Source organism: Kribbella albertanoniae (assembly GCF_004348455.1).
GTDB classification, from domain to species: domain Bacteria; phylum Actinomycetota; class Actinomycetes; order Propionibacteriales; family Kribbellaceae; genus Kribbella; species Kribbella albertanoniae.
This window is the reverse complement of sequence record NZ_SMKA01000037.1, coordinates 1-25,009: the sequence shown is the minus strand read 5'-3', so window position 1 is coordinate 25,009 and position 25,009 is coordinate 1. Positions and strand designations below refer to the sequence as shown.

The window sequence follows — 25,009 nt, the reverse complement described above, 5'->3', positions numbered from 1 at the left end:
TTGCCTACGCCCATTTCGGCGTCGCATTTAGTAATGTGCCGAGCACGAAGGACAACCCTCGTCTCCGCGCCATTCCGGGGAGATCACTTCCCCGGCACCGGATCCACGCTTAAGGTCAGGCGCGGACGGGTCGCGGAGGGCGATCCGCGCAGGTGACTTTTCTGGAGTATCGCTGTGACCACATCACGCAGACGGCAGGGGCTTCTTGCCATCTCCGCCGTCTCCGCCGTCAGTCTGCTGGCCGTTTCGATGGCCGGCGGCGCGACGGCCAGCCCGCAGGCCGGCCCCGGTGAAGGCAAGGACGCCAAGTCCGCGGGGATCGAGAGCAAGGAGCGGAAGGGCCACTACGACGCCCGGACGCCGAACGCGAAGACGACCTACAACCGTGCCGCCAAGGTGGCCGGCAAGGAGTCTGACGCGTCGGAGAAGTTCCGCAACTCACTCGGTACCCAGGGCGTCGTCGAGCTCGACGCGAACACCGGGACCCCGGCCCAGGTCACGAAGCTGGACGGGTTCCTGACCGGTCGCAGCGGCCGGAAGGCCCAGGACATCGCCCTGTCCTACGTGAAGACGCACCCCGAGGTCTTCAAGCTCGCCGCCGCCGACCTGGCCACGCTGAAGCTCCGCAAGGACTACGTCGACGACCTCGGCACCCACCACATCTTCTGGACCCAGGTGGTCGACGGGATCGAGGTCTTCGGCAACGGCCTGAAGGCGAACGTCACCAAGCACGGCCAGCTGATCTCGGTGATGAGCGCCCCGGTCGCCGGCCTGACGCCGGCCGCCCAGGCCCGCTCGGCCGCCCCGGCGGTCTCCGCCGACAAGGCCCGCGAGACCGCGGTCAAGGACATCTCCGGTACGGCGGCCGAAGCCACCGCGAAGACCACCGGCAACAACGTCACCTGGAGCAACGGTGACAAGGCGCAGCAGGTGTGGTTCCACACCGCCGACGGCCTGCGGAAGGCCTGGTCGACGTACGTGAACGCGGGTGGCCGCAAGGTCTACACCCACGTCATCGACGCCCAGACCGGTGGCCTGCTGTACCGCCGCGACCTGTCCAGCGAGGGCAACGGCGACGCGTTGGTCCAGGACAACTACCCGGGTGCCGCCAAGGGGGGCACGCAGCGGGTCGAGAACCTGATCTACAACAAGTGGCTGCCGAAGAACGCCAAGTCGCTGCTCGAAGGCACCTCGGTCGCGGCCTGGGCCGACATCAACGACGACAACCAGCCGAACGCCGGCGAGACCGTCAAGGTCCCCGGCACCAAGACCGGCGCCGAGCACAAGATCGTGCCGTTCCAGAGCTCGTCGTCGTTCTGCTCCGCCTCGTTCATCTGCACCTGGGACCCGGCCAAGCCGGACTCCTGGAAGGCGAACATGAACCAGGACGTCACCAACGGCTTCTACCTGGCCAGCAACTTCCACGACTGGCTGGCCAAGCCGCCGATCAGCTTCACCAAGGCGGCCGGCTCGTTCGACGCCGACGGTGGTGACCCGGTCCTGCTGAACGCGCTCGACGGTGCGGCCACCGGCGCCGGCGGCGGCCCCGACGCCAACCACGTCGACAACGCGAACATGAACACCCCGCCGGACGGCACCCCGCCGACCATGCAGATGTACCTGTTCCACGCGCCGGGCGAGAGCGACGAGCAGAGCGGCTACGTGCCGAGCAGCTCGTCCAACGACGCGAGCATCCTGTACCACGAGTACACCCACGGTCTGTCGAACCGCCTCGTCGTCGACGCCGGCGGCAACTCGACGCTGAACAGCATCCAGGCCGGCGCTATGGGCGAGGCGTGGAGCGACTTCTACGCGATGGACTACCTGGTCGCGCACGGCCTGGAGAAGGACACCACGGCCGCGGGCGAGGTCCAGGAAGGCAAGTACGTCTCGCACGGTGCGCTGTTCCGCACCCAGGCGATCGACTGCCGCGTCAAGGCGGTCAGCCCGAACTGCGTCGGGCGCGATGGTTCGAAGGGCGGCTACACGTACGGCGACTTCCCGACCATCGGTGGCGCACCCCAGGTGCACGCCTCCGGTGAGCTGTGGGCCCAGACCCTGTGGGACCTGCGTGAGCGGTTCGGCCGTGCCTACGCCTTGAGCATCATCACCCGCGCGATGGAGCTGGCACCTTCCGACCCGACCATGCTCGACATGCGCAACGCGATCGTGCAGGCCGACCTGGTCGCCAAGGGGGGCAAGAACGCCGGCATCATCTGGCAGGTCTTCGCCAACCGTGGCATGGGCTGGTACGCCGGTGTCATCGACGCCGGGGACGCCTTCCCGGCCGAGGACTTCCACATCCCGCCGAAGGGCAAGACCACCACGCTGACCGGCACCATCACCGACAAGGACACCGGCAAGCCGATCCCGAACGCGCTGGTCTACATCGGTGGCCACTCGTCGGGCTACGCGGGCGACTACGCCGCAACCACCGACGCCGCCGGCAAGTTCGCCATCACCAAGGTTGCTCCGGGCACCTACCCGAAGCTGGTCGTGGCCTCTCCGGGCTACGAGCTCGCCGTCAACCCGGTCACCGTCAAGGCTGGTTCCTCGGTCGCATACGCCGTACGGCGTAACTGGGCGGCTGCCTCCGGTGGCGGTGTGATCACCGACTTCAACGGTCCGGACCTGAGCGACTACGCCTGTGGTCCGGGTGGCGCGATCGACAACGCCCAGGGCACCGGCTGGGGCAGCACCACCGGTGACGACAACGGCACCCCGACCAACGTGATGATCCCCAAGCACATCGACATCAAGCTCCCGTCGAAGGTGACCATCGACTCGTTCAAGGTCGACCCGTCGAACGTCTGCGGTGACCCGGCCAGCGCCTCCACCGGCCAGTACCGGATCGAGACCTCGGCCGACGGCACCACCTGGGCCACCGCCCAGGAAGGCACCTTCACCGGCGCCAACCGCGGCAAGTACAACCTCCTCACCCCGACCGGCAACGCGACCGGCGTCCAGTACGTCCGGTTCGTGATGCTCAGCCCGCAGGTCCCGGACTTCCCGAACGCCTGCCCCGGTCCCTTCGGTGGCTGCTCCTACACCGACATGACCGAGATCCAGGTCTTCGGCAAGTAGCAGTCCCGCACCACTGACTGTGGCGGTCACCCACCCGGGTGACCGCCACAGCTGCGTTTCACCGGTTCGTTGCCGCGGTCGGGTTCGGGCCGGGCTCGGGTGTCGACAGCTCGAGGAACCAGCCCTTCTGCCGCTGCACCACCGAGAGCGTGAACTCCCGGCACTGGTCTCGGCCCTGGGGCACGGTGACAGTGCCCATCGCGAGGTAGCCGGCTTCGCTGTGCCGGGCCACGGTGACCCGCGCCCCGGTGAAGTCCGACCCACGGCAGTTGTCGATCAGCCGCCGGGCCGCCTCCTTGCGGCCGTGCCGGTTCCGTTCGGCGAGCGCGTTCAAACGGTCCTCATCCTGCGTCGCGAGCGCGTGGAGTGCGCTGTCGGCAGCTGCTTGAGGTGTCTCGGCACCGCTCGGTTCACCGATCTTTCCGGTGGCTGCAGCGGCCGCGACGGCCACGATGACAACCGCGACCGCACCGGCGGTGGCGGTGGCGAGCAGAACCTTCATGGCACCAGCTCCTAGTTCGCGTGGGACTGGTGAGACGCCGGGCGGACGCGGTCTGTTGGTGGCATTCACAGAGTGAGACCGGGCGGTAACCGGCCGGCCCATCCACAGAGTGAGATCGGGCAAGTAAGTCTAGTTGGTTGGTTTAGTTTCTGGGGGTGGATGCAGGGAGCGGTCGGTCGGGGCTGCGCTCAGGTGGGTGGAGCGCCGACCGAGCCGCGCTCGATCAAGGTCGGTACGACGGTGGTGCGGCGGACCCGGCGGTTGGTGTCGACCGTGGCGGTGACGCGGGCGACGACGTCGGTGACCAGGTCGTCGAGGGGCCAGTGGAAGCTGGACAGGGGTGGCGTCAGCAGCTGGGAGAGCGGCTGGTCGTCGTAGCCGAGGAGCGAGAGGTCGTCGGGGACGCGGAGGCCGAGCTCGCGACTCGCGGCGTACACGCCGAAGGCCATCGAGTCGGCGAGCGCGAGGATGCCGGTCGGGCGCGGGGTGCTGGTGAGCAGGGTGCGGGCCACGTCGGTGGCGCCGGCCAGGTCGTGCGGGCACTGGACGATGCGGATCCTCAGTTTGAGGCTGGCCGCGACCCGCTGCGCGATCTCCTCGGCCGGGCGCTCGATCTCGGCGCGCAGGGTCGGGCTCAGTACGGCGACCTCGCAGTGGCCGGCCTCGGCCAGCCGGCGCAGCGCCGTACTGACTCCGGTCTCGTTGTCGAAGACGACCTCGGACTTCGCCTTCGCGCCCGGGAGTGCGTCGCCGATGGCGATCACCGGGGCCTGCTCCGCGATCGTGGACCAGCCGGGCGCGGCCGGGTCGATCGGGATCACCACGATCGCGTCGGCGCGGTGATCGACCAGGTGCTGGGCCAGCTCGAGCTGGCGGCCGGCGTCGCCGGCGGAGTCGATGATCCACGCGTTGCGATCCGGGGCGAGGAGCTCGCGGCCGAGGGCGGCCGCGAGGCGCTGCTGCCAGAGGTCCTCGAGGGATGCGCAGAGTACGCCGATGGAGCCGCTTCGGCCCGAGGCCAGGGCGCGGGCCACGGGGTCAGCCTGGTACCCGAGCCGCTCGGCCGCCTCCTGGACCCGCTGCCGGGTCTCGGGGGTGCCGTGCAGGCCGCGCAACGCGTAGGAGACAGCCGCCATCGACAGGCCGGTGTCCGCCGCGATGTCTTTGAGGGTCGGCCTACGGCCGGTGCCAGACATGCTCCGAACCCTAGCCCGAGCCTCGGACAGAAACTTGACAAGAGGGGCTTTGAAGCGCTTCACTCTCTATGTACTGAAGCGCTTCAATCTGATCAAAGAATACTGGTTCGTCAGGTATCGGCCCGGAAGGGGGAGCTGTGATCGACATCCACCAGCACCTCTGGCCGGCCGAGTTCGTCGACCGCCTCCGGGCCCGGACCGAGCCGCCGTACCTGGACGGCTGGACGTTGCACACCGCGACCGAGACGCCGTACGAGGTGGATCCGGCCGCGCACGACATCGAGGCCAGGGTCGCGATCGAGCGCGAACTCGGCACGGACCTCGCGGCGGTGTCGCTGTCGAGCCCGCTCGGTATCGAGTCGCTCGGCGACGACGCCCTGCTCGACGCATGGCACACCGGTGCGGCCGGACTGCCCGAGCCCTTCAAGGCCTGGGCATCGGTGCGACTGCCCGAGCCGGACTTCGATGAGGCGAAAACCCTTCTGGACAAGGGATTCCTGGGCTTCCAACTTCCCGCGCACGTGCTGACCACGCCCGCCGACTGGTCGACGTACGGCGAGCTACTCGCGATCGCCGAGGGTTGGGACCGGCCGGTGCTCGTGCACCCCGGGATCGCCGTCCCGGCCGGCGACGTACCCGGCTGGTGGGCCCCGGTGGTCGACTACAGCCAGCAGCTCCAGGCCGCTTGGTGGGCCTGGCATGCGTACGGCGGGCGTCGTGAGTTCCCGCGGTTGCGGATCTGCTTCGCCGCCGCGGCCGGCCTCGCGCCCGTGCACCACGAGCGGCTGACCGCCCGTGGCGGCCGCCTCGGCACCATCGACACCAACCTGTACGTCGACACCTCGAGCTACGGCCCGCAGGGAATCGACGCGGTCGCGCGGGTCCTCGGTATCGACCAGGTCGTGCACGGCACCGACCGGCCGTACGCCGGACTCACCGACCTCCGCCAAGGCGCCGCTGCGACCGCAGTGATCCGCCACGACAATCCGAACCGGTTGCTGTTCGGGGGAGACCCCAGCGCCGGCCGTCCATCTCCTGAGAGGGGAGTGCAGTGACTGCTCAGCCCATCGACGCACCCGTCGTCCCGGCACGTCAACCCAGCCGGCTAGTGGATCTCAACAACTGTCTGTCGCTGGATGACCTTCCGGGTCGCGACCTCACCCCCCAGGAGCTCGCCGAGCTGGCCTCGTCGATCGCCGCCCAGCCGCACCTGTGGGAGGACAAGGTCGCCTACAGCGACGACGAGCGTGTCTTCGCATCGCTGCACCGCGACGCGAACGTTGACGTCTGGCTGATCTGCTGGACCCCCGTCAACGACACCGGCTGGCACGACCACGACACGTCCTCCGGTGCCGTCGCTGTCGCCAAGGGCACCCTCGTCGAACACAACCTCGCCATCGGCACCGAGTCGATCGAGACCGAGGTCCCGGCCGGCGCCGTCTACGGCTTCGGGCCCGACCACATCCACCGCATGGTCGGCCGCGACAAGGGCAGCGTCAGCGTCCACGCCTACAGCCCCCCGCTGTGGCGCATGGGCCAGTACTCGGTGAAGGACAACGTCCTCCGCCGCGTCTCGGTTTCCTACGCCGACGAACTACGCCCGATCGACTGAAACGCTCGGCGATAACCGATCGGCGAGGTCCGCACCTGGCGGGTGAAGTGCTGGCGCATGTTGATCGCCGTACCGAAGCCGCAGTGCTGCGCGATCTCCTCGATCGGGATCGTCGTGGTCTCCAGGAGCTCCTGCGCATGCTGGATGCGTTGCCGCAGGAGCCACTGGAGCGGCGTCGTACCGGTCTGCTCACGGAACTTGCGGTTGAGCGTCCGCGGACTGACGGTCGCGTACGACGCCATGTCGGCCAACGTGATCGGTTCGGCGAGGTGGTCCCGGATCCAGCGCATTGTCGGCTCGAGCGAACCGCAGTCCGGACCAGGCTCCGGATGCACGATGAACTGGGCCTGCCCGCCGTCCCGCAACGGCGGTAGGACGATGTGGCGGGCCACCTCAGCGGCGACGGCCGATCCGAAGTCGTTGCGCACCATGTGCATGCACAGGTCGAACCCGGTCGCCGCCCCCGCCGAAGTGAGGACGTTGCCGCAGTCGGCGAACAGGACATTCGCGTCCACCTGAACGTCCGGGAATCGCTCGCCCAGCGCTTCGGCTGACGTCCAATGCGTGGCCGCGATCTTCCCGTCCAGCAACCCTGCCGCGGCGAGCACCAGCGCGCCGCCGCAGATCGACGCGATCCGCACACCGCGCGCATGCGCCTCCCGCAGCAGCGCCACCAGCTCGGCCGACGGATGGCTCACATTGTCCCCGCCCGGCACGATGATCGTGTCCGCCGTGCGAGCGTCCTCCAACGTGTACGGCGCCGTGACCTGGAACAGCTCCAGCCCACCAGGCCCCGACACCGTCGTCCCCGGCCGCTCGGCGCACACGATCACGTCGTACAGGCGTGGGCCCCACAACTCACCCGCGGCCTTCTCCAACGCCCGCGCCGTCCCGAACACCTGTGCCGGAATCGCCACATCCAGCACAGCCGACCGATCCGCCACTACCACCGCGACCCGATGCATGACCACAATCTATCGAACAACGGCATTCTTGCCACTGTCTGATCGGATCACCAGACAGAAGCATGAGACCCATGCTGCTCGTCCAGATCGCTGTCCATGCCCTCGCAGTCCTCTTCTTCATCCTGCTCGGCTACCTCACCGACCGGCTGCTCAATCACGCTGACCAATCCCGAACAACAACGAACTCGACTGCACCATCTCAGGCTGCCGATCAGCGAGACGCGCACACTCGAGCGCGGTCTGCAACGGATCCGGTTCGCTGTCCGGTAGCGCGAGTCCGTTGTAGTGACGGTCGACCATGATGCTCAGCCAGCCGCCGGCCGCGGTCAGCCCGTAGATCGATACGGCGCGCAGGCCGGCTCCCGACAGTTCGGACCGCAACTGCGCCACCGTGTGGTACGTCGCATGCGCCCGTCGGCTCGCCGTTCGGTTGACCGCAACGGCTGCCACGAAGCCGCCGCACTTCGTGACCCGAATGGCTTCCCTCAGTGCGGCCCGGCGATCCTCCAGGTACACCAGGTGGTGCATCAACCCCGACAGGAAAGCCGCGTCGAACTCCTCGTCCTCGACCTGTGGCGCGACCGGATTCAGCATCCGCACGTCGTACCCGTCCGCCCGCAGTCCCCGGGCATGACCTCCTGGACCACCGCCGATATCCGCTACTTTCGCCGGCGGTTCCGGCAGATAGGGGCGCAGCAACTCCCGCACCCGTGCCAGCTCCAGCCGGCCTTCGACACCCGAGCCGAACCGGCTCGCCTCGCAATCGTCATGAATCGTCATGACAACCAACCCTCACCACACTTCACGGCTTCAGGGAGGCCAGATCGCGGGGCATTCAGGGGCATCCTGGGGCAGATTGCCAATCCCCGTTCAGCATCCGCGCCGATCGTTCGCCGAAGGCTCGCCTGGCTTGCGCGACGACCTGCCGTTTCTCAAGCCGGCGACGGAGCAGTGGCCGGGTCCACACAACGCGCCGCCAGCCGACCCGATACTGGATCAAGGTCGAGAACAGCTGGACTATCAACCACTCCGCCGGGGTCGTTCCGTCGGCCTGATCAGGAACCGCGTTCGCCGTCGGCAGTTCGCCGATGTTCATCGATGCCGCCTTCGACGCGGGCGGGCGAGCCCAGGCGAGCCGGGCGTGGATCGTGACCTCAGCACGAAGGAGTTCGACCATGGCGTTGTAGATGCGGCCCAGTTCGGCGCTCTCGCCACTCACCCATCCGGTCGAGTAGGCCAGCGCCGCCTTCAGCTCCGCTCCCATGGCCTCAAGGCGTTGAAGAGTCTCCGGTGAGTCGTCGATCCTGCGATAGATGCGTTCCGGGTACTGGCCCCAGGCGTTGAGTGCCTTGAGGGCGTCGGCGTATCCGTCGCGGATGAGTTCGGCTCGGGCGCCGGTGCGGTCCAGCATCTTCCCGGCCAAGGTTCCCAGCACCGACGATCCGAAAGCGATCGGCACGACCGCTGTCCACCCGGTGACATCGGGCATCGACATCCCCCGCCGCTCGACTGCCGACTCACCCACGATTCTCCGTGGTATCTGGTGAGCCGGCATCGAGAGCGCGCGTCGCCCGGGGCCGGGTTGGAAGATCTCTTGCTGTCAGGCCCAGGATTCGGCGTGGGTGGGGATGCCGTTGGGGGCGGAGAGTTCGGTGGTGATGTCTTCGGCGTCGGGGTCGAGGGGTTCGAAGGGGGCTTCGGGGACTACGTAGGCGCGGGCGCCGGCGAGCATTTCGATGCCGGGGAGTTCGAACCAGGCTTCGCCGACCTCGCGGCTGATCTCGAAGATGGCCTGCTCGGCGGTCTCGACCGGGTCGGCCTCGCCGCCTTCGGAGAGCTCGGCGGGGTGCCGTTCCTGGGCGGCGCGGCCGGCCTCGAGGAGGGTGTCCAGGTCGACTACGCGCAGGTCGAAGCGGGAGACCACGCTGATGATGTGGTCCTCCTCGGTGTCGTCCTCGGCGTCGGGGTCCTCGGTCTCGTCGAGGAGCAGCGGGGTGGTGCCGGTGTGCTCGAAGACGGCGTCGTTCCAGTCGGCGACGAGCTCCTCGAGCGCTGCGTTCTGCTCGTCGAGGGTCTCGTGGTTCTCGGTGCCGTTCATCGCGAGCAGGGCCTCGGTGTGGGCCTGCAGTCGCTCGGCGAGCTTGCGGCTGGCCTCGGCGAGGGCCTCCCGGCTCTCGGTGGAGAAGAACTGCTCGGCGGGGGCGGTGGTGTCCAAATCAGTCACTGGCGGTTCTTCCTCAAATCGGTAGGGCTACTGCCACGCGTAAGTATGAGAGAGACGCGTGAGAGAGCTGTCGGCGGGTGTGAGAGAGCTGCGAGAAGCCTCCTGACGAGGCAGCCAGCGGTGTGCAGTGGAGCCATGAGCAATGTGAGGTGCTGTCGTGGCTGACGTGATCTACCTGGCCGTCACCGTCGTCGTGTTCGCGGCCGTCTGGTTCGCGCTGCGTGGAGTGGAGAAGTTGTGAGCGCCGAGAACGTCGCCGGCCTGGTGGTGGCCGTGGCTCTGGTCCTCTACCTGGTCGCCGCCCTGATCTTCCCCGAGAGGTTCTGATGTCCGACGCCGCCGCCGGCCTGTTGCAGGTCGGCCTCCTGGTCGCGTGCCTGGCCGTGGCCTACCGGCCGCTCGGTGGGTACATGGCCCGGGTCTACACCTCCGAATCCGACCTGCGGGTCGAGCGGGGCGCCTACCGGCTGTTCGGTGTGGATGCGCGGGCCGACCAGACCTGGGCCGTCTACGCCCGATCACTGATCGCGTTCTCCGCGGTCAGCATGTTCCTGCTGTACATCCTCCAGCGGGTCCAGAGTCACCTGCCGCTGTCGCTCGGCCTGCCGAACGTCGAGTCCGGCCTGGCCTTCAACACGGCGGCGTCATTCGTCGCGAACACGAACTGGCAGTCGTATTCGCCCGAGGCGACGATGGGCCATCTGGTCCAGTTCGCCGGCCTCGCCGTACAGAACTTCCTCTCCGCCGCGGTCGGCATCACCGTCGCGATCGCGGTCATCCGCGGCTTCGCCCGGTCCAAGACCGATCGGCTCGGCAACTTCTGGGTCGACCTGACCCGGACAGTACTGCGGGTGTTGCTCCCGATCGCGGTGATCGGGACTCTGGCGCTGGTCGCGATGGGCGTCGTACAGAACTTCTCTGGTGGTCACGAGGTCACCTCGGTGGTCGGCCAGGCGCAGACCATTCCTGGCGGCCCGGTGGCCAGCCAGGAGGTGATCAAGGAGCTCGGCACGAACGGCGGTGGCTTCTACAACGCCAACTCCGCGCACCCGTTCGAGAACCCGAACGGCCTGTCCAACCTCTTCGAGATCTTCCTGCTGCTGCTCATCCCGGTCAGCCTGACCCGGACCTTCGGCCTGATGGTCAAGGACAAGCGCCAGGGCTACGCGATCCTCGGCGTGATGGGCACGCTCTGGGCGGCCTTCACCTTCGCCGCGACCTTCTTCGAGGTCCGTGGCAATTCCTTGGAGGGAAAGGAAACCCGCTTCGGCGAATGGGCCTCCGCGCTCTTCGCCAGCTCAACCACCGGTACGTCGACCGGCGCGGTGAACTCGGCGCACGACTCGTTCACACCCCTTGGCGGCGGTACGGCGCTCTTCCACATGATGCTGGGTGAGGTCTCACCGGGTGGGACGGGTACCGGTCTCTACGGCATGCTGATCCTCGCCGTACTGACGGTGTTCATCGCTGGTCTGATGGTCGGCCGGACACCGGAGTACCTTCGCAAGAAGATCACTGCGCGCGAGATGAAGCTCGTCTCGCTGTACATCCTCACGACGCCGACCGTCGTACTGGTCGGGGCGTCGATCGCGATGGGCCTTGCTGTCGCGCGAGCCTCGATCTTCAACACGGACAGCCCGCATGGGTTCACCGAGGTGCTTTATGCGTTCACCTCGGCGGGTAACAACAACGGGTCGGCGTTCGGTGGTCTCAGTGCGAACACCCCCTTCTACAACACGGCCCTCGGCATCGTGATGCTGCTCGGCCGGTTCCTACCGATCGTGCTCGCGCTCGCCCTGGCGGGTTCGCTCGCCAAGCAGCAGCCGGTGCCCGTCACCCAGGGCACGCTGCCCACCCACAAGGCGCTCTTCGTCACGATGCTCGTCGGCGTCGTCCTGATCGTGACCGGCCTGACCTACTTCCCTGCACTCACTCTCGGACCCCTCGCGGAGGGACTGTGACTACCCTGACCAAGGCTCCTGCTGTTGAGCAGCCGCCTGTCCAGAAGAAGGCGCCCTCGGGTCTGTTTGATCCGAAGATGCTGGTGAGCTCGCTGCCGGATGCGCTGCGCAAGCTCGATCCGCGGGTGATGGTGAAGAACCCGGTGATGTTCGTGGTCGAGGTTGGCGCGGTCGCGTCGACCGTGATCGCCTTCACCGACTCCACCGTGTTCGTCTGGTGGATCGTGGTCTGGCTTTGGCTGACGGTGATCTTCGCCAACCTGGCGGAGGCCGTGGCCGAAGGTCGGGGCAAGGCCCAGGCCGAGACCCTGCGCCGGGCCAAGACCGAGACCACTGCCCGCCGGCTCACTGACACCGGGGAAGAGGAGATCCCGGCCGCTCAGCTGCAGCTCGGTGACCTCGTGGTCGTCGAGGCCGGGCAGATCATCCCGGGCGACGGTGATGTCGTCGAGGGTGTGGCAAGCGTTGACGAGTCAGCGATCACCGGCGAATCGGCCCCGGTCATCCGTGAGTCCGGTGGCGACCGCAGTGCGGTCACCGGCGGTACCAAGGTGCTGTCGGACCGGATCGTCGTGAAGATCATGACCAGGCCCGGTGAGAGCTTCATCGACCGGATGATCGCGCTCGTCGAGGGTGCCGCCAGGCAGAAGACACCGAACGAGATCGCGCTGAACATCCTGCTGGCCAGCCTCACGATCGTGTTCCTGATCGCCACGGTCACGCTGCCGACCTTCGCGACGTACGGCGGCGTGCACCTCAGCGTGGTGATCCTGGTGGCCCTGCTGGTCTGCCTGATCCCGACCACGATCGGCGCGCTGCTGTCCGCGATCGGCATCGCCGGCATGGACCGGTTGGTGCAGCGCAACGTGCTCGCGATGTCCGGCCGCGCGGTCGAGGCGGCCGGTGACGTGAACACCTTGCTGCTCGACAAGACGGGCACCATCACGTTGGGCAACCGGCAGGCGGCCGAGTTCATCCCGGTCGCCGGAGTGACCGACACCGAGCTGGCCGATGCCGCCCAGCTGTCCAGCCTGGCCGACGAAACGCCCGAGGGCCGGTCGATCGTCGTACTGGCGAAGAACGGGTACGGACTGCGCGAACGTCATACCGGAGAGTTGCCGCAGGCAACGTTTGTCGAGTTCACCGCGCAGACGCGGATGAGCGGGGTGGACGTTGACGGCCGGCAGGTTCGCAAGGGCGCAGCCGGTGCCGTGAGCAACTGGATCAACAGCCACGGCGGTACGTCGGATGCCCGGCTCGGTGAGATCGTCGACGGCATCTCGGCCTCCGGTGGTACGCCGCTCGTCGTGGCCGAGGCGGTCGGCGGGACGGCTCGTGCGCTCGGTGTGATCCACCTCAAGGACGTGGTCAAGGCCGGGATGCGGGAGCGGTTCGACCAGATGCGCGCGATGGGCATCCGGACCGTGATGATCACCGGTGACAACGCGCTGACCGCGAAGGCGATCGCTGAGGAAGCCGGGGTCGACGACTTCCTGGCCGAGGCGACGCCCGAGGACAAGATGGCACTGATCAAGAAGGAGCAGGAAGGCGGCCGGCTGGTCGCGATGACCGGTGACGGCACCAACGACGCGCCCGCGCTCGCGCAGGCCGATGTCGGGGTCGCGATGAACACCGGGACGTCGGCGGCCAAGGAGGCCGGCAACATGGTCGACCTGGACTCCAACCCGACCAAGCTGATCGAGATCGTTGAGATCGGCAAGCAGTTGCTGATCACCCGGGGTTCGCTGACCACGTTCTCGATCGCGAACGACGTGGCCAAGTACTTCGCGATCCTGCCGGCCCTGTTCGCCGCGGCGTACCCGGGGCTGGACCGGCTGAACATCATGCAGCTGCACTCGCCGGAGACGGCGATCGTCTCCGCGATCGTGTTCAACGCGCTGGTGATCGTTGCCTTGGTCCCCTTGGCGCTGCGGGGTGTTCGCTACCGGCCGTCGTCGGCCTCGGCGATGCTGCGCCGCAACCTGCTCGTGTACGGCGTCGGTGGGCTGATCACGCCGTTCGTCGGCATCAAGCTTCTCGACCTGGTGATCTCGCTGATCCCCGGTCTACGGTGAAAGGTCAATTGATGAGGCAGTTCGGGGTTGCAGCACGCGTGCTGCTGGTGTTCACGGTGGTGCTCGGCATCGCGTATCCGCTGGTGATGACCGGGGTTTCGCAGCTGCTGTTCCACGGCAACGCGAACGGCTCGATCGTGAAGGTGAACGGCAAGGAGGTCGCCTCCGACCTGATCGGTCAGGCCTACGAAGGTGCACAGTGGTTCCACACCAGGCCGTCGGCAGCCAAGTACGACGGGAAGGCCAGCGCGGCCTCGCAGTACGGGCCTAACAACCCCGATCTGCTGAAGCTCGTGAACGAACGGCGTGCGCAGGTGGCTCAGGCGGAAGGTGTCGATCCGTCACAGGTTCCGCCGGATGCTGTGACGGCCAGCGGTTCGGGCCTCGATCCCGCGATCAGTCCGGCGTACGCGGCTCTGCAGGTCAACCGGGTTGCGCGGGAGCGTGGGCTGTCCGTGGCACAGGTGCAGCAGTTGGTGAAGGAGAACACGCACGGTCGCGCGCTGGGTTTCCTGGGAGAGCCCTACGTGAATGTCGTCACTCTCAACGCGGCGCTGGCATGATCACGGTATGAAGCGCGGGCAGCTGCGGGTCTACCTCGGGGCCGCGCCTGGTGTCGGGAAGACGTACAAGATGCTGGGCGAGGGTCAGCGCAGGCTTGCCCGGGGCACCGATGTGGTGATCGGGTTCGTGGAGACCCACGGCCGCGAGCACACCGCGGCGATGCTCGAAGGACTCGAACTGGTACCGCGGCGGATCGTCGACTACCGCGGTGCCAGCTTCACCGAACTGGATCTGGACGCCCTGCTGGCCCGCCGGCCCGAGGTCGCGCTCGTCGACGAACTCGCGCACACGAACGTGCCGGGCAGCAGGAACAAGAAGCGCTGGCAGGACATCGAGGAGCTGCTGGCCGCCGGGATCGACGTGATCTCGGCGGTCAACATCCAGCACCTCGAGTCGATCAACGACGTGGTCGAGAAGATCACCGGCGTACCGCAGCAGGAGACGGTGCCCGATCGTGTGGTTCGGGCGGCGGATCAGATCGAGCTCGTCGACATGACTCCGGAGGCGTTGCGGCGCCGGATGGCCCACGGCAACGTTTATGCGGCCGACAAGATTGATGCTGCCTTGGGCAACTACTTCCGGGTCGGCAACTTGTCCGCCTTGCGCGAGCTCGCGTTGCTCTGGCTGGCCGACCGGGTGGATGCGGGGCTGCAGCAGTACCGCGCTCAGCACGACATCGACTCGACCTGGGAGGCTCGGGAGCGGGTCGTGGTCGCGCTGACCGGCGGCCCCGAAGGCGAGACCCTGATCCGGCGCGCGGCCCGCATCGTCGCTCGCTCTGCCGGCGGAGATCTCCTCGCCGTCCACGTCGCTCGCTCCGACGGGTTGACCGGCGCCGATCCGAAGCGGCTGGCCGAGCAACGCAATCTGGTCGAATCGCTCGGCGGGACCTATCACCAGGTGGTCGGGGACGATGTCCCGGCCGCCCTGCTCACGTTCGCGAAGGCCGAGAACGCGACGCAGTTGGTGCTCGGTGGTTCGCGCCGGTCACGGTGGTCGGCGCTCAGTGGCCCGGGGATCGGGTCGTCGACGATCCGCGATTCGGGCGATATCGACGTACATATCGTCACGCACTCGCAGATGGGCCGCGGGCGGTTGCCGCGGCAGCGGGGGAGCCTGTCGCGGCGGCGGAAGGTGCAGGGTTTCGTGCTGTCGATCCTGCTGCAGCCGGTGTTGGCGCTGGCGCTGGCCCTCGGCGGCGACCAGTTGAATCTGACGAGCGACGTACTGGCCTTCCTGCTGGCAGTTGTGGTGGTTGCGCTGGTCGGCGGGCTCTGGCCGGCGCTCGTCACCGCGGTCGGCGGATCGCTGGTGATCAACTACTTCTTCACTCCGCCGACCAAGACCTTCACGATCGCCGAGGTGAACAACGCCCTCGCGCTGGCGATCTTCGTGCTGGTCGCGGCGCTGGTCAGTTCAGTCGTGGACCGGGCTGCTCGCCGTACCAGACAAGCGGCTCGGTCGGCCGCCGAATCGGAGACGTTGTCGACGCTGGCGGGCTCCGTGCTGCGGGGCGAGACCGCGCTGCCTGCCTTGCTCGAACGGGTTCGCGAGGCGTTCGGGATGACCGGGGCGTGCCTGATGGAGCGGGTGGACGACGACGAGCTGACCGAGGTCTGGCGCCCGCTGGCCTCGGCCGGAACGATGACCTGCGGCCGCCCCGAGGAAGGCGATGCCGAGGTACCGGCCCGCGACGACCTCGTCCTGGTGTTGCAGGGCCGCCAACTCGCCGCGGACGAACGGCGGCTGGTCGGAGCGATGGCCTTGTACGCCGCCGCGTTGGTCGACGGGGAGCGCTTGGAAGAGGCTGCTGCGGAGGCGAAGCCGCTGGCCGAAGCGGACAAGCTCCGTACGGCGTTGCTTCGGGCGGTCGGTCATGACCTGCGATCGCCGTTGGCATCGGCCAAGGCGTCGGTGACTTCGCTGCGCAGCGATGATGTGGAGTGGAGTGAATCCGAGCGGGCCGAGCTGCTGGAGACCGCGGACGAGTCGCTCGATCGCCTGTCCCGGTTGGTCGACAATCTGCTGGATCTGAGTCGCCTGCAGGCCGGCGTACTGCCCGTGTTCACGCGGCCGATGGCGCTTGATGAGGTGATTCCCGGCGTACTGGCTGAGCTTGGTAACGACGGTGAGCGGGTCGTCGTCGACATTCCGCACACGTTGCCGTTGATCGAGGCCGACCCGGCGCTGATCGAGCGGGTGATCGCGAACCTGGTGGCGAACGCGCTGCGGTACTCACCGCCGGAGCGCGGGCCGCTGGTGACCGGGAGTTCGCTCGGTGAGACGGTCGAGATCCGGGTGATCGATCGGGGTCCGGGGATTCCCCGTGCGGATCGGGATCGGGTGTTCGCGCCGTTCCAACGGTTGGGCGACACCGACAATACGGTCGGGGTGGGGCTTGGGTTAGCGCTGGCCCGGGGCTTGGCCGAGGCGATGCAGGGGTCGGTGCAGCCGGAAGACACACCCGGCGGCGGGTTGACGATGGTGGTCTCGGTGCCGGCGGCGGTTTTGCGACCGAACGACGTACCGGTGCCTGGAACGCGGGAACGAACGGGGTCAGCTTCTGATGACTAGGGTTTTGGTGGTGGACGACGAACCGCAGATCGTGCGGGCGTTGCAGATCAACCTGAAGGCGCGTGGGTACGAGGTGCATCTGGCCGGCACCGGTACGGCGGCGCTGCGGGTGGCGGCGCAACATCCGCCGGAGCTGGTGATCCTGGACCTCGGGCTGCCGGACTTCGACGGGGTCGACGTGATCCGTGGACTGCGCGGGTGGACCGAGGCGCCGATCCTGGTGCTGTCCGGGCGCACCGATCAGACCGACAAGGTCGAGGCGCTGGATGCCGGGGCGGACGACTACGTCACCAAGCCGTTCGGAATCGACGAGTTGCTGGCGCGGATGCGCGCCGTACTGCGGCGAAGCAATCTCGCTCAGGATGAACCTGTCGTCACTGTCGGTGGGATCCGCGTGGACCTGGCCGCGAAGCGGGTCACGCTCGAGACCGGTGAGGACATCCGGCTGACGCCGACGGAATGGCATCTGCTCGAGGTTCTGGTCCGGCATCCCGGCAAGCTGATGGCGCAACGCCAGTTGCTGACCGAGGTCTGGGGACCCGGATACGAGAACGCGAGTGGAAACCTTCGCTTCTACATGGGCCAGCTGCGGCGCAAGCTCGAAGCTGATCCGGCGCGGCCAAAACATCTGCTGACCGAACCCGGGATGGGCTACCGTTTCGAGCCGTGACTACTACGGGGGACCCACGCCGGGCCAACTACGCCAAACGCACCGCCGATACCCACGCAGCCTTCTTCACAAGGCATTTGCGGCCGGGAATCAGCCTGCTCGACCTCGGGTGCGGGCCGGGATCCATCACGGTCGGACTGGCCGAGCGAGTGCATCCGGGGACGACGACAGGTTTCGATCTCCATCCCGGGCTGCCTGAAGGGGCAGACTCGATCACCTTGGTGGAAGGTGATGTGACGAAGGGACTTCCTTTCGAGGACAACACCTTCGACGCGATCTTCTCCAGTGCGATGCTGCAGCACCTGCCTGATCCACTCGCTGTGCTGCACGAAGTACGCCGGGTAGCGCGTCCGGGCGCGGTCGTCGGTCTGGTCGACGCCGACTGGGACGGGCAACTGCTCTACCCGACGAATCCGTTGCTAGAGGCATCTTTCGAGGTGATGCGCCGGTTACGGGCCGGTACGTCGCCGTTCGTCGGCAAGCAGTTGCGTTCGCTGCTCGTCGAGGCCGGCTTCGTCGAGTGCGAGAGCTACGCCCGCGTCGTTCACCACGGCACCCCGGAAGAGGTCGCCGGTGTCGGTACTTTCACGGCGAGCCTGATGTCCGGGCAGCGCGACAAGATCGTCGAGCTCAACATCGCCACCGGCGCCGAGGTCGACGAGATGGACCAGGCCTGGCAGAAGTGGTCCGAGGAACCTGGTGGATTCCTCGCCCGCTTCTGGATCGAAGCCGTCGGCTGGGTGCCGGAGAGCTGAACGTCCGATTCGTTCAAGACAGCCGGGCATACCTGCGGGAACCTGTCGGTATGGATATTTTCACCGCAGGTCGTGATTTCGTACGGCGCGAGGCCCGGCTGGTCGAGAACCGGCTGTTCGACACCGTCTTTGCCGGGGCCGACGCGTCTGGGGTAGTCGACGCGCTGCGTGGCTATCAGAACGCGGACGGTGGTTTCGGCCACGGGTTGGAACCGGACAAGCGGTGTCCGGACAGCCTCGGACTCGACGTCGAGACCGCGTTCGACATCCTGCTGGCGGCCGGTGCCCGGGACGAGGCGATGATCCGCCGGGCGGTCGATTGGCTCGCCTCGGTGGCCACTCCGGAGGGAGTGGTAGCGATGGCATCGCCGGTGATCGAGAACTATCCGCGCGCCTCACACATGAGCGAGTGGACCTACGAGCCCGGGCTCAACCCGACTGCCGGGCTCGTCGGCCGGCTGCACAAACTCGGCGTCGAGCACCCGTGGCGCTCGTTGGCCGGCTCATGGTGCGCCGCCCAGTTGCGGGACGGTCTGCCGACCGACGCGCACTCGCTGCACGAGGCGCTGGAGTTCCTGGAGCACACCGGCGACGTGGACCTCGAGCGGATCCGCGACTGGCTCCCCAAGCTGGCGCACTACCGTGCAGATGCGGACGATCCGACGTACGGCGTGACGCCCTTGCAGCTCGCGCCGACCCCGGACAGCCCGTGGGCCGCCCTCTTCACCGAGGCCCAACTGAGCGCCCACCTGGACCGCCTGATCGCCGACCAGCAACCCGACGGCGGCTGGGCCATCACCTGGGAACCCCCAGGCCAGGCCGCCACGCTTGAGTACCGCGGCATCGTTTCCGTTGCCGCACTGCGCACCCTGAAGGCCTACAACCGGTTGTGAATCAGCCGGTCGGCCAGTTCGGTGCGGGTGTAGAGGACGACGCGGCCGGCCCGGGCTCGTGCGACCAGGCCGTTGGCGTGCAGGGTCGCGAGGTGCTGGGAGATCGCGCTCGGGCTCACATTGCGGCGCCGGGCGAGCTCGACGGTCGACGTCGGCGCTTCGAGTTCCATCAGCAGATCGGCGCGCGGGGTGCCGAGCAGATCGGCGAGCGCGCGCCGGGTCGGCTCCGGCCGGGTCTCCCAGAGGGTTCCGATTCCGCGGGCCGGGTACGCCGCGGTCGGCGGTCCGTCGGGGTCGAGCGGGGCGATCGTGTGCTTGGCGAACAACGTCGGAACCAGCCAGAACCCGCGTCCGCGAACGTCGCTCTCATAGTCCAGTTGGTACGACGAGATCCGCATCCGCAGGACGCCGTTGGAGAACTGGATGCTGGGGTCCAGCCCGGTCAGTACGGCGGCCGCACCGTCCCGCGCGAGGAGACGGGCACGGTGGACCATGTCGGCTTCCAGCAAGGTGCGCATCCGCGGCCAGTGCGGTTCGATCGCCAGCTCCCAGTACGTGGCGAACGCCGTACAGATTCGGTCGCGGAGCCGGCGCGGGGTGCGGCAGAGGTCCGCCAGGACCAGTGGAAGCGGGCGGTCGCCGTACGCGCGAATCACGTCGGCGACGGCTTGCCGTGGTGGCGTGCGGCGGATCTGCGCCAGCTCGTCGCGGACGTCGGGAAGTGGTGAGGAGGGGCGCGGGGTGAGGAAGTCCGGCATCCACCAGAGCTGCGGAGTTACCAGCGCGAGCAGTAGTTCGCGGTCCGGCCAGTCGGCCAGTACGGCGTTGGTCCGGCGGATCCAGGGCAGGTGCAGGACATGGGCGGACGGCTCGGTCAGCGCCCACAGGCTGGTCGCCGTTTCGAGCAGCGGCGAGCAGGCGAAGCGCATGTCGGCGAGGTCGTCGACGCTGAGCCGATAGGTGATCATTAAGGCATAGGCTAACTTTCTGGCGTGGGCTCGCTGGTTGCCGTTCGCTCTGCGGTATGAGAGAGATCCGCCTGGTGTCGCGTCCGACCGGCTTCCCGATTGCCTCGAACTTCGAACTCGTCCCCTCCGCGGGCCTCGAACTGGTGCCCGGTACGGCGCTGGTCGAGAACCTGTGGCTGTCGGTCGACCCGTACATGCGGCAGATGATGGATGGCCTGTGGTCCCTCGGAGCACCGGGCGAGGGCCGAGCGCTCGGCCGCGTCGTGCAGAGCCTGACTCCGGCGTACGAGGTGGGCACGATCGTGTTCCACACCCAGGGCTGGCGGACGCACTCGGTGGTGACGCCGGAGACGAGTCGCCGGATCGACCTGGCGCCCGGCGTACCGCTGTCCGCGCATCTGGGCATCCTCGGCGGCACCGGGCTCAGCGCGTACACCGGTCTGAAGCGCATCCTGCAGCTGCAACCGGGGGAGACGCTGTTCATCTCGGCGGCCGCAGGAGGAGTCGGTACGGCGGCCGCCCGGATCGCGCGGTTGCTCGGAGCCGGGCGGATCGTCGGGAGCACCGGGTCAGCCGTGAAGGCGAAGTGGCTGGAGTCCGAGGTCGGGGTCGACGTGGCCCTGAACTATCGCGAGGGATCCCTGGTGGATCAACTGGCCGCGGCGGCGCCGGACGGGATCGACGCGTATCTCGACAACGTCGGTGGTGAGCATCTGGCGGCCGCGATCGACGTGCTGAAGCCGGGCGGGCGGATCGCGTGGTGCGGCGCGGTGTCGACGTACAACGGGGACGGTGTTGTTGCCCCGCACAACTTGTTCGAGGTGGTCGAGAAGGAGTTGCGGCTGGAGGGGTTCCTGGTCCGGAACAACCTGGATCTGCGGCCGGAGCTGATCGAGTTCCTGACACCGCAGCTGCAGTCCGGTGCCGTGGTCTCGGACGAGACGGTAGTGGCCGGCTTTGAGCAGACCGTGGACGCGTTCCTGGCCATGCTGCGGGGCGAGAACACCGGGAAGATGCTGGTCCAGTTAGGCTGATTCCGCGGGGTGTTCGACCTGGCGGTCGCCCCATTGGGTGAGGATGCCTCGGGCTATTTCGAGGTCCTCGCGGAGGGAGCGGTCGGTGAGGTCGTCGGGGAGGGCGGCCAGGGCGTCGGTCAGCCAGGGGGCGATGGCCGCAGGCGACAGGTCGTCGGGGGTGAGGCCGGCCAGGCGGATGGCGCGGACCGCGGTGACGAGTTCGCTGGCGATGACTTCGCGGAGGGCGTCCAGGAGTTGGGCGGTCAGTACGGCGGCCTGCGGGGCGAAGCTGGCGTGGTGCTCGGCGCCGCGGGACAGGGTGGCGGTACCGAGGGTGGCCGGCTGGGCGGAGGAACGGACTGCGGCCAGAGCGTCGTGAGCGACGTACTCGATCATCATCACGCCGGAGCTGGCCTCGGCTCCGCTGGCGAGGAAGCGGCTGAGGCCGGTGAAGTCCGGGTCGACCAGGTTGGCGACGCGAGAGGTCGAGAGCGTGGCGACGCTGTGCAGGCTGAGGCGGAGTGAGTCGAGCGCGAGGGCGATCGGCATCGCGTGCCAGTTGCCGTTGTGCAGCACGGTGTCGCCGGCCACCAGCGGGTTCTCCGCGGAGGCGTTGATGTCGATCCGCAGACTGTTGCCTAGGGCATCCACATGGTCGACGGCCGGGCCGAGGACCTGGGCGAACGCGCGGAGGCCGAACGGGTCCTGGATCCGCGCCGGCGGCAGCGGCAGCCCGTCGAGCAGGCCGCGCATCCGGCGGGCCACCCGGACCTGCCCAGGTTGCGGGCGGGCCTCGTGCACGCGGACGTCGTACACCTCGGAATTGCCGCGCAGGGCGACATGCGAGAGGGCGCCGACCAGGGGTACGACGTTGATCAGGGTGGCCGCCTCGACGTACGCGAGGCAGCACTCGGCCAACGTGATGGCGTTGCTGGACAGCAATGGCAGGGCGCTGGTTCCGTCGATGACCGGGCCGAGGGCGAGGCCGAGCTCGGCGAGCGGGCCGAGGTCGCCGGTACCGATCGCGCCGCCGCGATGCAGGTCGGGCAGCACGTCATCGTTGAGCAGGGCAACGATCGCGTCAGCGACTGCCGGTTCGAGACCCGAGCCGCCGGCCGCCAACTGGTTGACCCGGATCAGCAGGCCGAGCCGAATGACGTCCTTCGGGTACGACGTCGTACCGGTCGTCGAGTGTGAGCTGAGCAGGCGCGCGCCGTGTTCGGGGTCGGCGGTGAGCACATCGCGGTTGGCGCCGACGCCGGTCGTCCGCCCGTAGACCGGCTGGCGGCTGGCCACCTCGGCGACCGCCACGGCTGACTCGTGCATCCGCTTTCGCGCGTCGTCACCCAGCCGCACCGCAGTCCGCCGCTGCGCCAACGCGACGGCCTCCAACGGCGCCAACCCACCCCCGGACAGCTCCACCGGCTCCATTGCCCCAGTGTGAGACCGCCCACGCCCCGCGAGTAAGCGCCGCGCCCGGATCGATGTCTGAGATCCGAGACGTCACCGCCCGGACAAAGCGAAAGGGCCCACCCGCCCCGGTGAGCCCTCGCGCTGCTTGTGGTTACAGCTGGCCGTAACGCTTCTTGAACTTCTCCACGCGGCCCTGGGTGTCCATCACGCGCTGCGTACCCGTGTAGAACGGGTGGCTGGCCGACGAGATCTCCACGTCGACGACGGGATAGGTGTTCCCGTCGGTCCAGACGATCGTCTCGCTGCTCTCTCTGGTCGAACCCGTGAGGAAGCTGAAGTTACCGGACTTGTCCCGGAAGACGACCCGGCGGTAGTCGGGGTGGATGTCTTTCTTCATGCTGCACTACTTCCTTCCAGATAAGGGGCGAACGGGTCGGTCAGTGGATGAACCGCTTCGTCCGCACGCAGGACACAACCGTCGAGGCGTGCCGTTAATTCCCGGGTGTCGAGACCGACGCCGGTGATGGAGAGGTACGACGCCCGGTCGCCGTACTCGGGGTGCCAAACGAGTGCCGACCGGGCCTGGTGCTGCTGGCCGACGCCCGCCCAGCGATCAGCGGGCAGATCCGCGAGCCACGGACCCAGTACGCCGATGGAGATGTTGGTGCCGAAGCTGTCCCAGCTCAGGCGATTGCGGTGCTGGGTCGCGATCCAGACGGTCCCGCGGCCGCGCGCCGTACCGGTCACGAGATCCTCGAGCACCTCGTAGAGCCGCTCAGGGTGGAAGGGGCGCTCGGACTGCCAGACGAGAGTTTGTACGGCGCCGTCGTCGTTCAGCGGCGCAGTAATAGAGCCCGGCTCGGTGCGGGTCTCGGCCGCATCCGGATCGTGCAGCCGCACGGCGAGGAGCCCGGCCGGCGTGGTCTGGACACGGGCCTGTGGGTTGATCGCCTGGATCAGTGCTTTCGTGGTGGCGTCTTCAGTGCTGAGTACGACGGCATCCGCGTACTCGATCTGGCGCGCAATCACCTCCGCGATCACCCGGCCGTCCTCAGCGGCGGTCGCGATCCCGCGATCCTGGATGAACTCGTCGCCGGTCAGGTCGTCGACCACGGTCGCGCTGTTGACCGCCGTGATCACCGCATCGACCCGGAGCTCGTCCTCGCGGGCGATCTCCTCCGCCAGCGACTGCGTGTCCCCGGCGCCGGGCACCGACACGATCGCAACGCCGTACCGGTCGACGGCAGCGATGCTGATCAGCAACTGCACCAGCGTCCCGCGCATCGCGCACGACACACACGGGTGCCCCATCCGGATCGTCTCCTGATCGATCACCCCGGCCGCCGTCCGCGCGATCCGGACGACTTCACCGCTCGGAAGATCGCTCACGTCGTACTCGATCAGGACGCCGGTGGAACCCGCGGCGGCCAGCAGATTCGCACCCACGGCACCTCGGAATTCCTCGTCGGCACCGGTCAACAGGGTCACCGGCAGCATCCGCACTCCCACCTTATTGAAAATGATTACCAGTACAAGGTACACTGTGTGCCGTACTTGAGGAAAGGAACAGCATGGCCAAGCACAACGAACTCCGGCCGATCGTCAAGCTCCGCAGCACGGCGGGCACCGGCTTCACCTATGTAACGCGGAAGAACCGCCGGAACAATCCCGACCGGCTGGTCATCCGCAAGTACGACCCCAAGCTCCGCCAGCACGTCGACTTCCGCGAGGAGCGCTGAGATGGCCAAGACCAGCAAGATTGCGAAGAACGAGCAGCGCAAACGCACCGTCGCCCTGTACGCCGACCGTCGCGCCGAGCTCAAACGCATCATCGCGGCCCCCGCCTCCTCCTTCGAAGAGCGGACCGCCGCCCAGCTCAAGCTCCAGAAGCTCCCCCGCGACGCCAGCCCCATCCGCGTCCGCAACCGGGACGTCGCCGACGGCCGCCCCCGCGGCTTCCTCCGCAAAGCCGGCATCTCCCGAGTCCGCTTCCGCACCATGGCCCACCGAGGCGAACTCCCCGGTATCACCAAGTCCTCCTGGTAATTCCCGGCGGCGCGCGACGTGGATGCCGCGCACCCCGGGTCCCGACGGCCCTCCGCAAAGCTCAGGTGGCTTCGCGGAGGGCCGTCGTACGTGTACCGAAGAACGGGTAGTGGTCCCCGTTGAGCGGTCGCCACGACCGTCCGCCCGCCTACAACGGTGCCGAGCGATCCACCTCTACCCGTCCGTCGGTACGCCGATCAGCCGTGCAGTCTGCGGGTGAGGGCGTTGGCGGCTTGGCGGAGGCGGTGGGTCAGGTGGAGGCGGTCGGCGGGGGTCAGGGTGTCGGTGCGGAAGGTGATGGAGATGGCGGCGGCTGGGTGGCCGGCGTGGTCCAGGGCGGCGGCTGCTACGGAGGAGACGCCGGGGGTGATGTGGCCTTCTTCGTACGCGTAGCCCTGGCGCTTCTCCTCGGCCAGCAGGCGGCGGAGTTGGGTGAGGGATTCGGGGCCTTGGTCGGTACGGCGGACGAAGGACTCGGGGGTGGGGAAGAG

Annotated in this window: 25 protein-coding genes; 14 read left to right on the top strand and 11 right to left on the bottom strand. The window is 67.9% G+C overall.

Annotated features, from left to right (window positions below; translation table 11 throughout):
• Positions 1-174: 174 nt before the first annotated feature.
• Positions 175-3,084 (top strand): M36 family metallopeptidase, encoded by a 2,910-nt coding sequence (locus tag E1261_RS11825; protein WP_132405795.1) that lies wholly within the window; start codon positions 175-177, stop codon positions 3,082-3,084.
• A gap of 58 nt (positions 3,085-3,142) precedes the next feature.
• Here E1261_RS11825 and E1261_RS11820 read toward each other — a convergent pair whose 3' ends face one another.
• Both E1261_RS11820 and E1261_RS11815 read right to left on the bottom strand, forming a co-directional pair.
• The gene (locus tag E1261_RS11820) at positions 3,143-3,586 is read right to left on the bottom strand and encodes a hypothetical protein (RefSeq protein ID WP_132405793.1); all 444 of its coding nucleotides are present in this window, start codon (positions 3,584-3,586) and stop codon (positions 3,143-3,145) included.
• Positions 3,587-3,774: 188 nt separating this feature from the next.
• Positions 3,775-4,782 (bottom strand): LacI family DNA-binding transcriptional regulator, encoded by a 1,008-nt coding sequence (locus tag E1261_RS11815; protein ID WP_132405791.1) that lies wholly within the window; start codon positions 4,780-4,782, stop codon positions 3,775-3,777.
• 137 nt (positions 4,783-4,919) lie between these two features.
• Here E1261_RS11815 and E1261_RS11810 point away from each other — a divergent pair, with 137 nt between their 5' ends.
• Complete coding sequence (locus tag E1261_RS11810) at positions 4,920-5,837, top strand: amidohydrolase family protein (RefSeq protein ID WP_132405789.1); 918 nt, start codon at positions 4,920-4,922, stop codon at positions 5,835-5,837.
• Entirely contained in the window at positions 5,834-6,394 is a 561-nt protein-coding gene (locus E1261_RS11805; protein WP_132405787.1) for a cysteine dioxygenase, read from the top strand. Before E1261_RS11810 ends, E1261_RS11805 begins: the two co-directional genes overlap by 4 nt.
• On the opposite strand, the gene E1261_RS11800 is transcribed toward E1261_RS11805, so the two are convergent.
• From E1261_RS11800 to E1261_RS11785, 4 genes are all read right to left on the bottom strand, one after another.
• Positions 6,364-7,359, bottom strand: coding sequence for a GlxA family transcriptional regulator (locus E1261_RS11800; RefSeq protein WP_132405785.1), 996 nt, complete (start codon positions 7,357-7,359; stop codon positions 6,364-6,366). The two genes, E1261_RS11805 and E1261_RS11800, sit on opposite strands and share 31 nt — an antisense overlap.
• Before the next feature lie 150 nt (positions 7,360-7,509).
• Complete coding sequence (locus tag E1261_RS11795) at positions 7,510-8,139, bottom strand: class I SAM-dependent methyltransferase (protein ID WP_132405783.1); 630 nt, start codon at positions 8,137-8,139, stop codon at positions 7,510-7,512.
• Between the two features lie 55 nt (positions 8,140-8,194).
• On the bottom strand, positions 8,195-8,884 hold the full coding sequence (locus E1261_RS11790) for a hypothetical protein (RefSeq protein WP_132405781.1): 690 nt from the start codon (positions 8,882-8,884) through the stop codon (positions 8,195-8,197).
• A gap of 75 nt (positions 8,885-8,959) precedes the next feature.
• A complete protein-coding gene (locus tag E1261_RS11785; protein WP_132405779.1) occupies positions 8,960-9,583 on the bottom strand; it encodes a hypothetical protein in 624 nt (207 codons plus the stop codon).
• Between the two features lie 237 nt (positions 9,584-9,820).
• Between E1261_RS11785 and kdpF the strand changes: the two genes are divergently transcribed.
• The 8 genes from kdpF (at position 9,821) to E1261_RS11745 (ending at position 19,075) form a co-directional block, all read left to right on the top strand.
• Positions 9,821-9,910, top strand: a complete 90-nt coding sequence (gene kdpF, locus E1261_RS11780) for a K(+)-transporting ATPase subunit F (RefSeq protein WP_132405777.1) — start codon at positions 9,821-9,823, stop codon at positions 9,908-9,910.
• Positions 9,910-11,544, top strand: a complete 1,635-nt coding sequence (gene kdpA, locus E1261_RS11775; RefSeq protein ID WP_132405775.1) for a potassium-transporting ATPase subunit KdpA — start codon at positions 9,910-9,912, stop codon at positions 11,542-11,544. Before kdpF ends, kdpA begins: the two co-directional genes overlap by 1 nt.
• Before the next feature lie 62 nt (positions 11,545-11,606).
• Entirely contained in the window at positions 11,607-13,619 is a 2,013-nt protein-coding gene (gene kdpB / locus E1261_RS11770) for a potassium-transporting ATPase subunit KdpB (RefSeq protein WP_272948575.1), read from the top strand.
• 11 nt (positions 13,620-13,630) lie between these two features.
• Complete coding sequence (kdpC, locus tag E1261_RS11765) at positions 13,631-14,182, top strand: potassium-transporting ATPase subunit KdpC (RefSeq protein ID WP_132405771.1); 552 nt, start codon at positions 13,631-13,633, stop codon at positions 14,180-14,182.
• A gap of 7 nt (positions 14,183-14,189) precedes the next feature.
• Positions 14,190-16,757 carry a sensor histidine kinase gene (locus E1261_RS11760; RefSeq protein ID WP_132405769.1) on the top strand — a complete coding sequence of 856 codons (2,568 nt, stop codon included), beginning with the start codon at positions 14,190-14,192 and terminating at the stop codon, positions 16,755-16,757.
• On the top strand, positions 16,750-17,427 hold the full coding sequence (locus E1261_RS11755; RefSeq protein WP_132405767.1) for a response regulator: 678 nt from the start codon (positions 16,750-16,752) through the stop codon (positions 17,425-17,427). The genes E1261_RS11760 and E1261_RS11755 overlap by 8 nt, the downstream gene beginning before the upstream one ends.
• The gene (locus E1261_RS11750) at positions 17,424-18,182 is read left to right on the top strand and encodes a methyltransferase domain-containing protein (RefSeq protein ID WP_132405765.1); all 759 of its coding nucleotides are present in this window, start codon (positions 17,424-17,426) and stop codon (positions 18,180-18,182) included. The genes E1261_RS11755 and E1261_RS11750 overlap by 4 nt, the downstream gene beginning before the upstream one ends.
• 50 nt (positions 18,183-18,232) lie before the next feature.
• Positions 18,233-19,075, top strand: coding sequence for a prenyltransferase/squalene oxidase repeat-containing protein (locus tag E1261_RS11745; protein WP_132405763.1), 843 nt, complete (start codon positions 18,233-18,235; stop codon positions 19,073-19,075).
• On the opposite strand, the gene E1261_RS11740 is transcribed toward E1261_RS11745, so the two are convergent.
• Positions 19,060-20,043 carry an ArsR/SmtB family transcription factor gene (locus E1261_RS11740; RefSeq protein ID WP_132405761.1) on the bottom strand — a complete coding sequence of 328 codons (984 nt, stop codon included), beginning with the start codon at positions 20,041-20,043 and terminating at the stop codon, positions 19,060-19,062. The two genes, E1261_RS11745 and E1261_RS11740, sit on opposite strands and share 16 nt — an antisense overlap.
• A 56-nt stretch (positions 20,044-20,099) precedes the next feature.
• On the opposite strand from E1261_RS11740, the gene E1261_RS11735 reads away from it, so the two are divergent.
• Positions 20,100-21,077 (top strand): MDR family NADP-dependent oxidoreductase, encoded by a 978-nt coding sequence (locus E1261_RS11735; protein WP_132405759.1) that lies wholly within the window; start codon positions 20,100-20,102, stop codon positions 21,075-21,077.
• Here the strand turns inward: E1261_RS11735 and E1261_RS11730 are convergent.
• The 3 genes from E1261_RS11730 to E1261_RS11720 form a co-directional block, all read right to left on the bottom strand.
• Positions 21,069-22,490, bottom strand: coding sequence for an aromatic amino acid lyase (locus E1261_RS11730; RefSeq protein ID WP_132405757.1), 1,422 nt, complete (start codon positions 22,488-22,490; stop codon positions 21,069-21,071). The genes E1261_RS11735 and E1261_RS11730 overlap by 9 nt on opposite strands.
• 133 nt (positions 22,491-22,623) lie before the next feature.
• Positions 22,624-22,869, bottom strand: a complete 246-nt coding sequence (locus E1261_RS11725) for a type B 50S ribosomal protein L31 (RefSeq protein ID WP_132405755.1) — start codon at positions 22,867-22,869, stop codon at positions 22,624-22,626.
• Complete coding sequence (locus E1261_RS11720) at positions 22,866-23,969, bottom strand: CobW family GTP-binding protein (protein WP_132405753.1); 1,104 nt, start codon at positions 23,967-23,969, stop codon at positions 22,866-22,868. Before E1261_RS11720 ends, E1261_RS11725 begins: the two co-directional genes overlap by 4 nt.
• 74 nt (positions 23,970-24,043) lie before the next feature.
• Here E1261_RS11720 and rpmG point away from each other — a divergent pair, with 74 nt between their 5' ends.
• The gene (gene rpmG / locus E1261_RS11715; RefSeq protein WP_132405751.1) at positions 24,044-24,211 is read left to right on the top strand and encodes a 50S ribosomal protein L33; all 168 of its coding nucleotides are present in this window, start codon (positions 24,044-24,046) and stop codon (positions 24,209-24,211) included.
• A 1-nt stretch (position 24,212) separates the two neighbouring features.
• A complete protein-coding gene (gene rpsN, locus E1261_RS11710; RefSeq protein ID WP_132405749.1) occupies positions 24,213-24,518 on the top strand; it encodes a 30S ribosomal protein S14 in 306 nt (101 codons plus the stop codon).
• 197 nt (positions 24,519-24,715) lie between these two features.
• On the opposite strand, the gene E1261_RS11705 is transcribed toward rpsN, so the two are convergent.
• Positions 24,716-25,009 (bottom strand): IclR family transcriptional regulator domain-containing protein (locus E1261_RS11705; protein ID WP_272948574.1); only part of this gene is annotated, 294 nt, incomplete at its 5' end.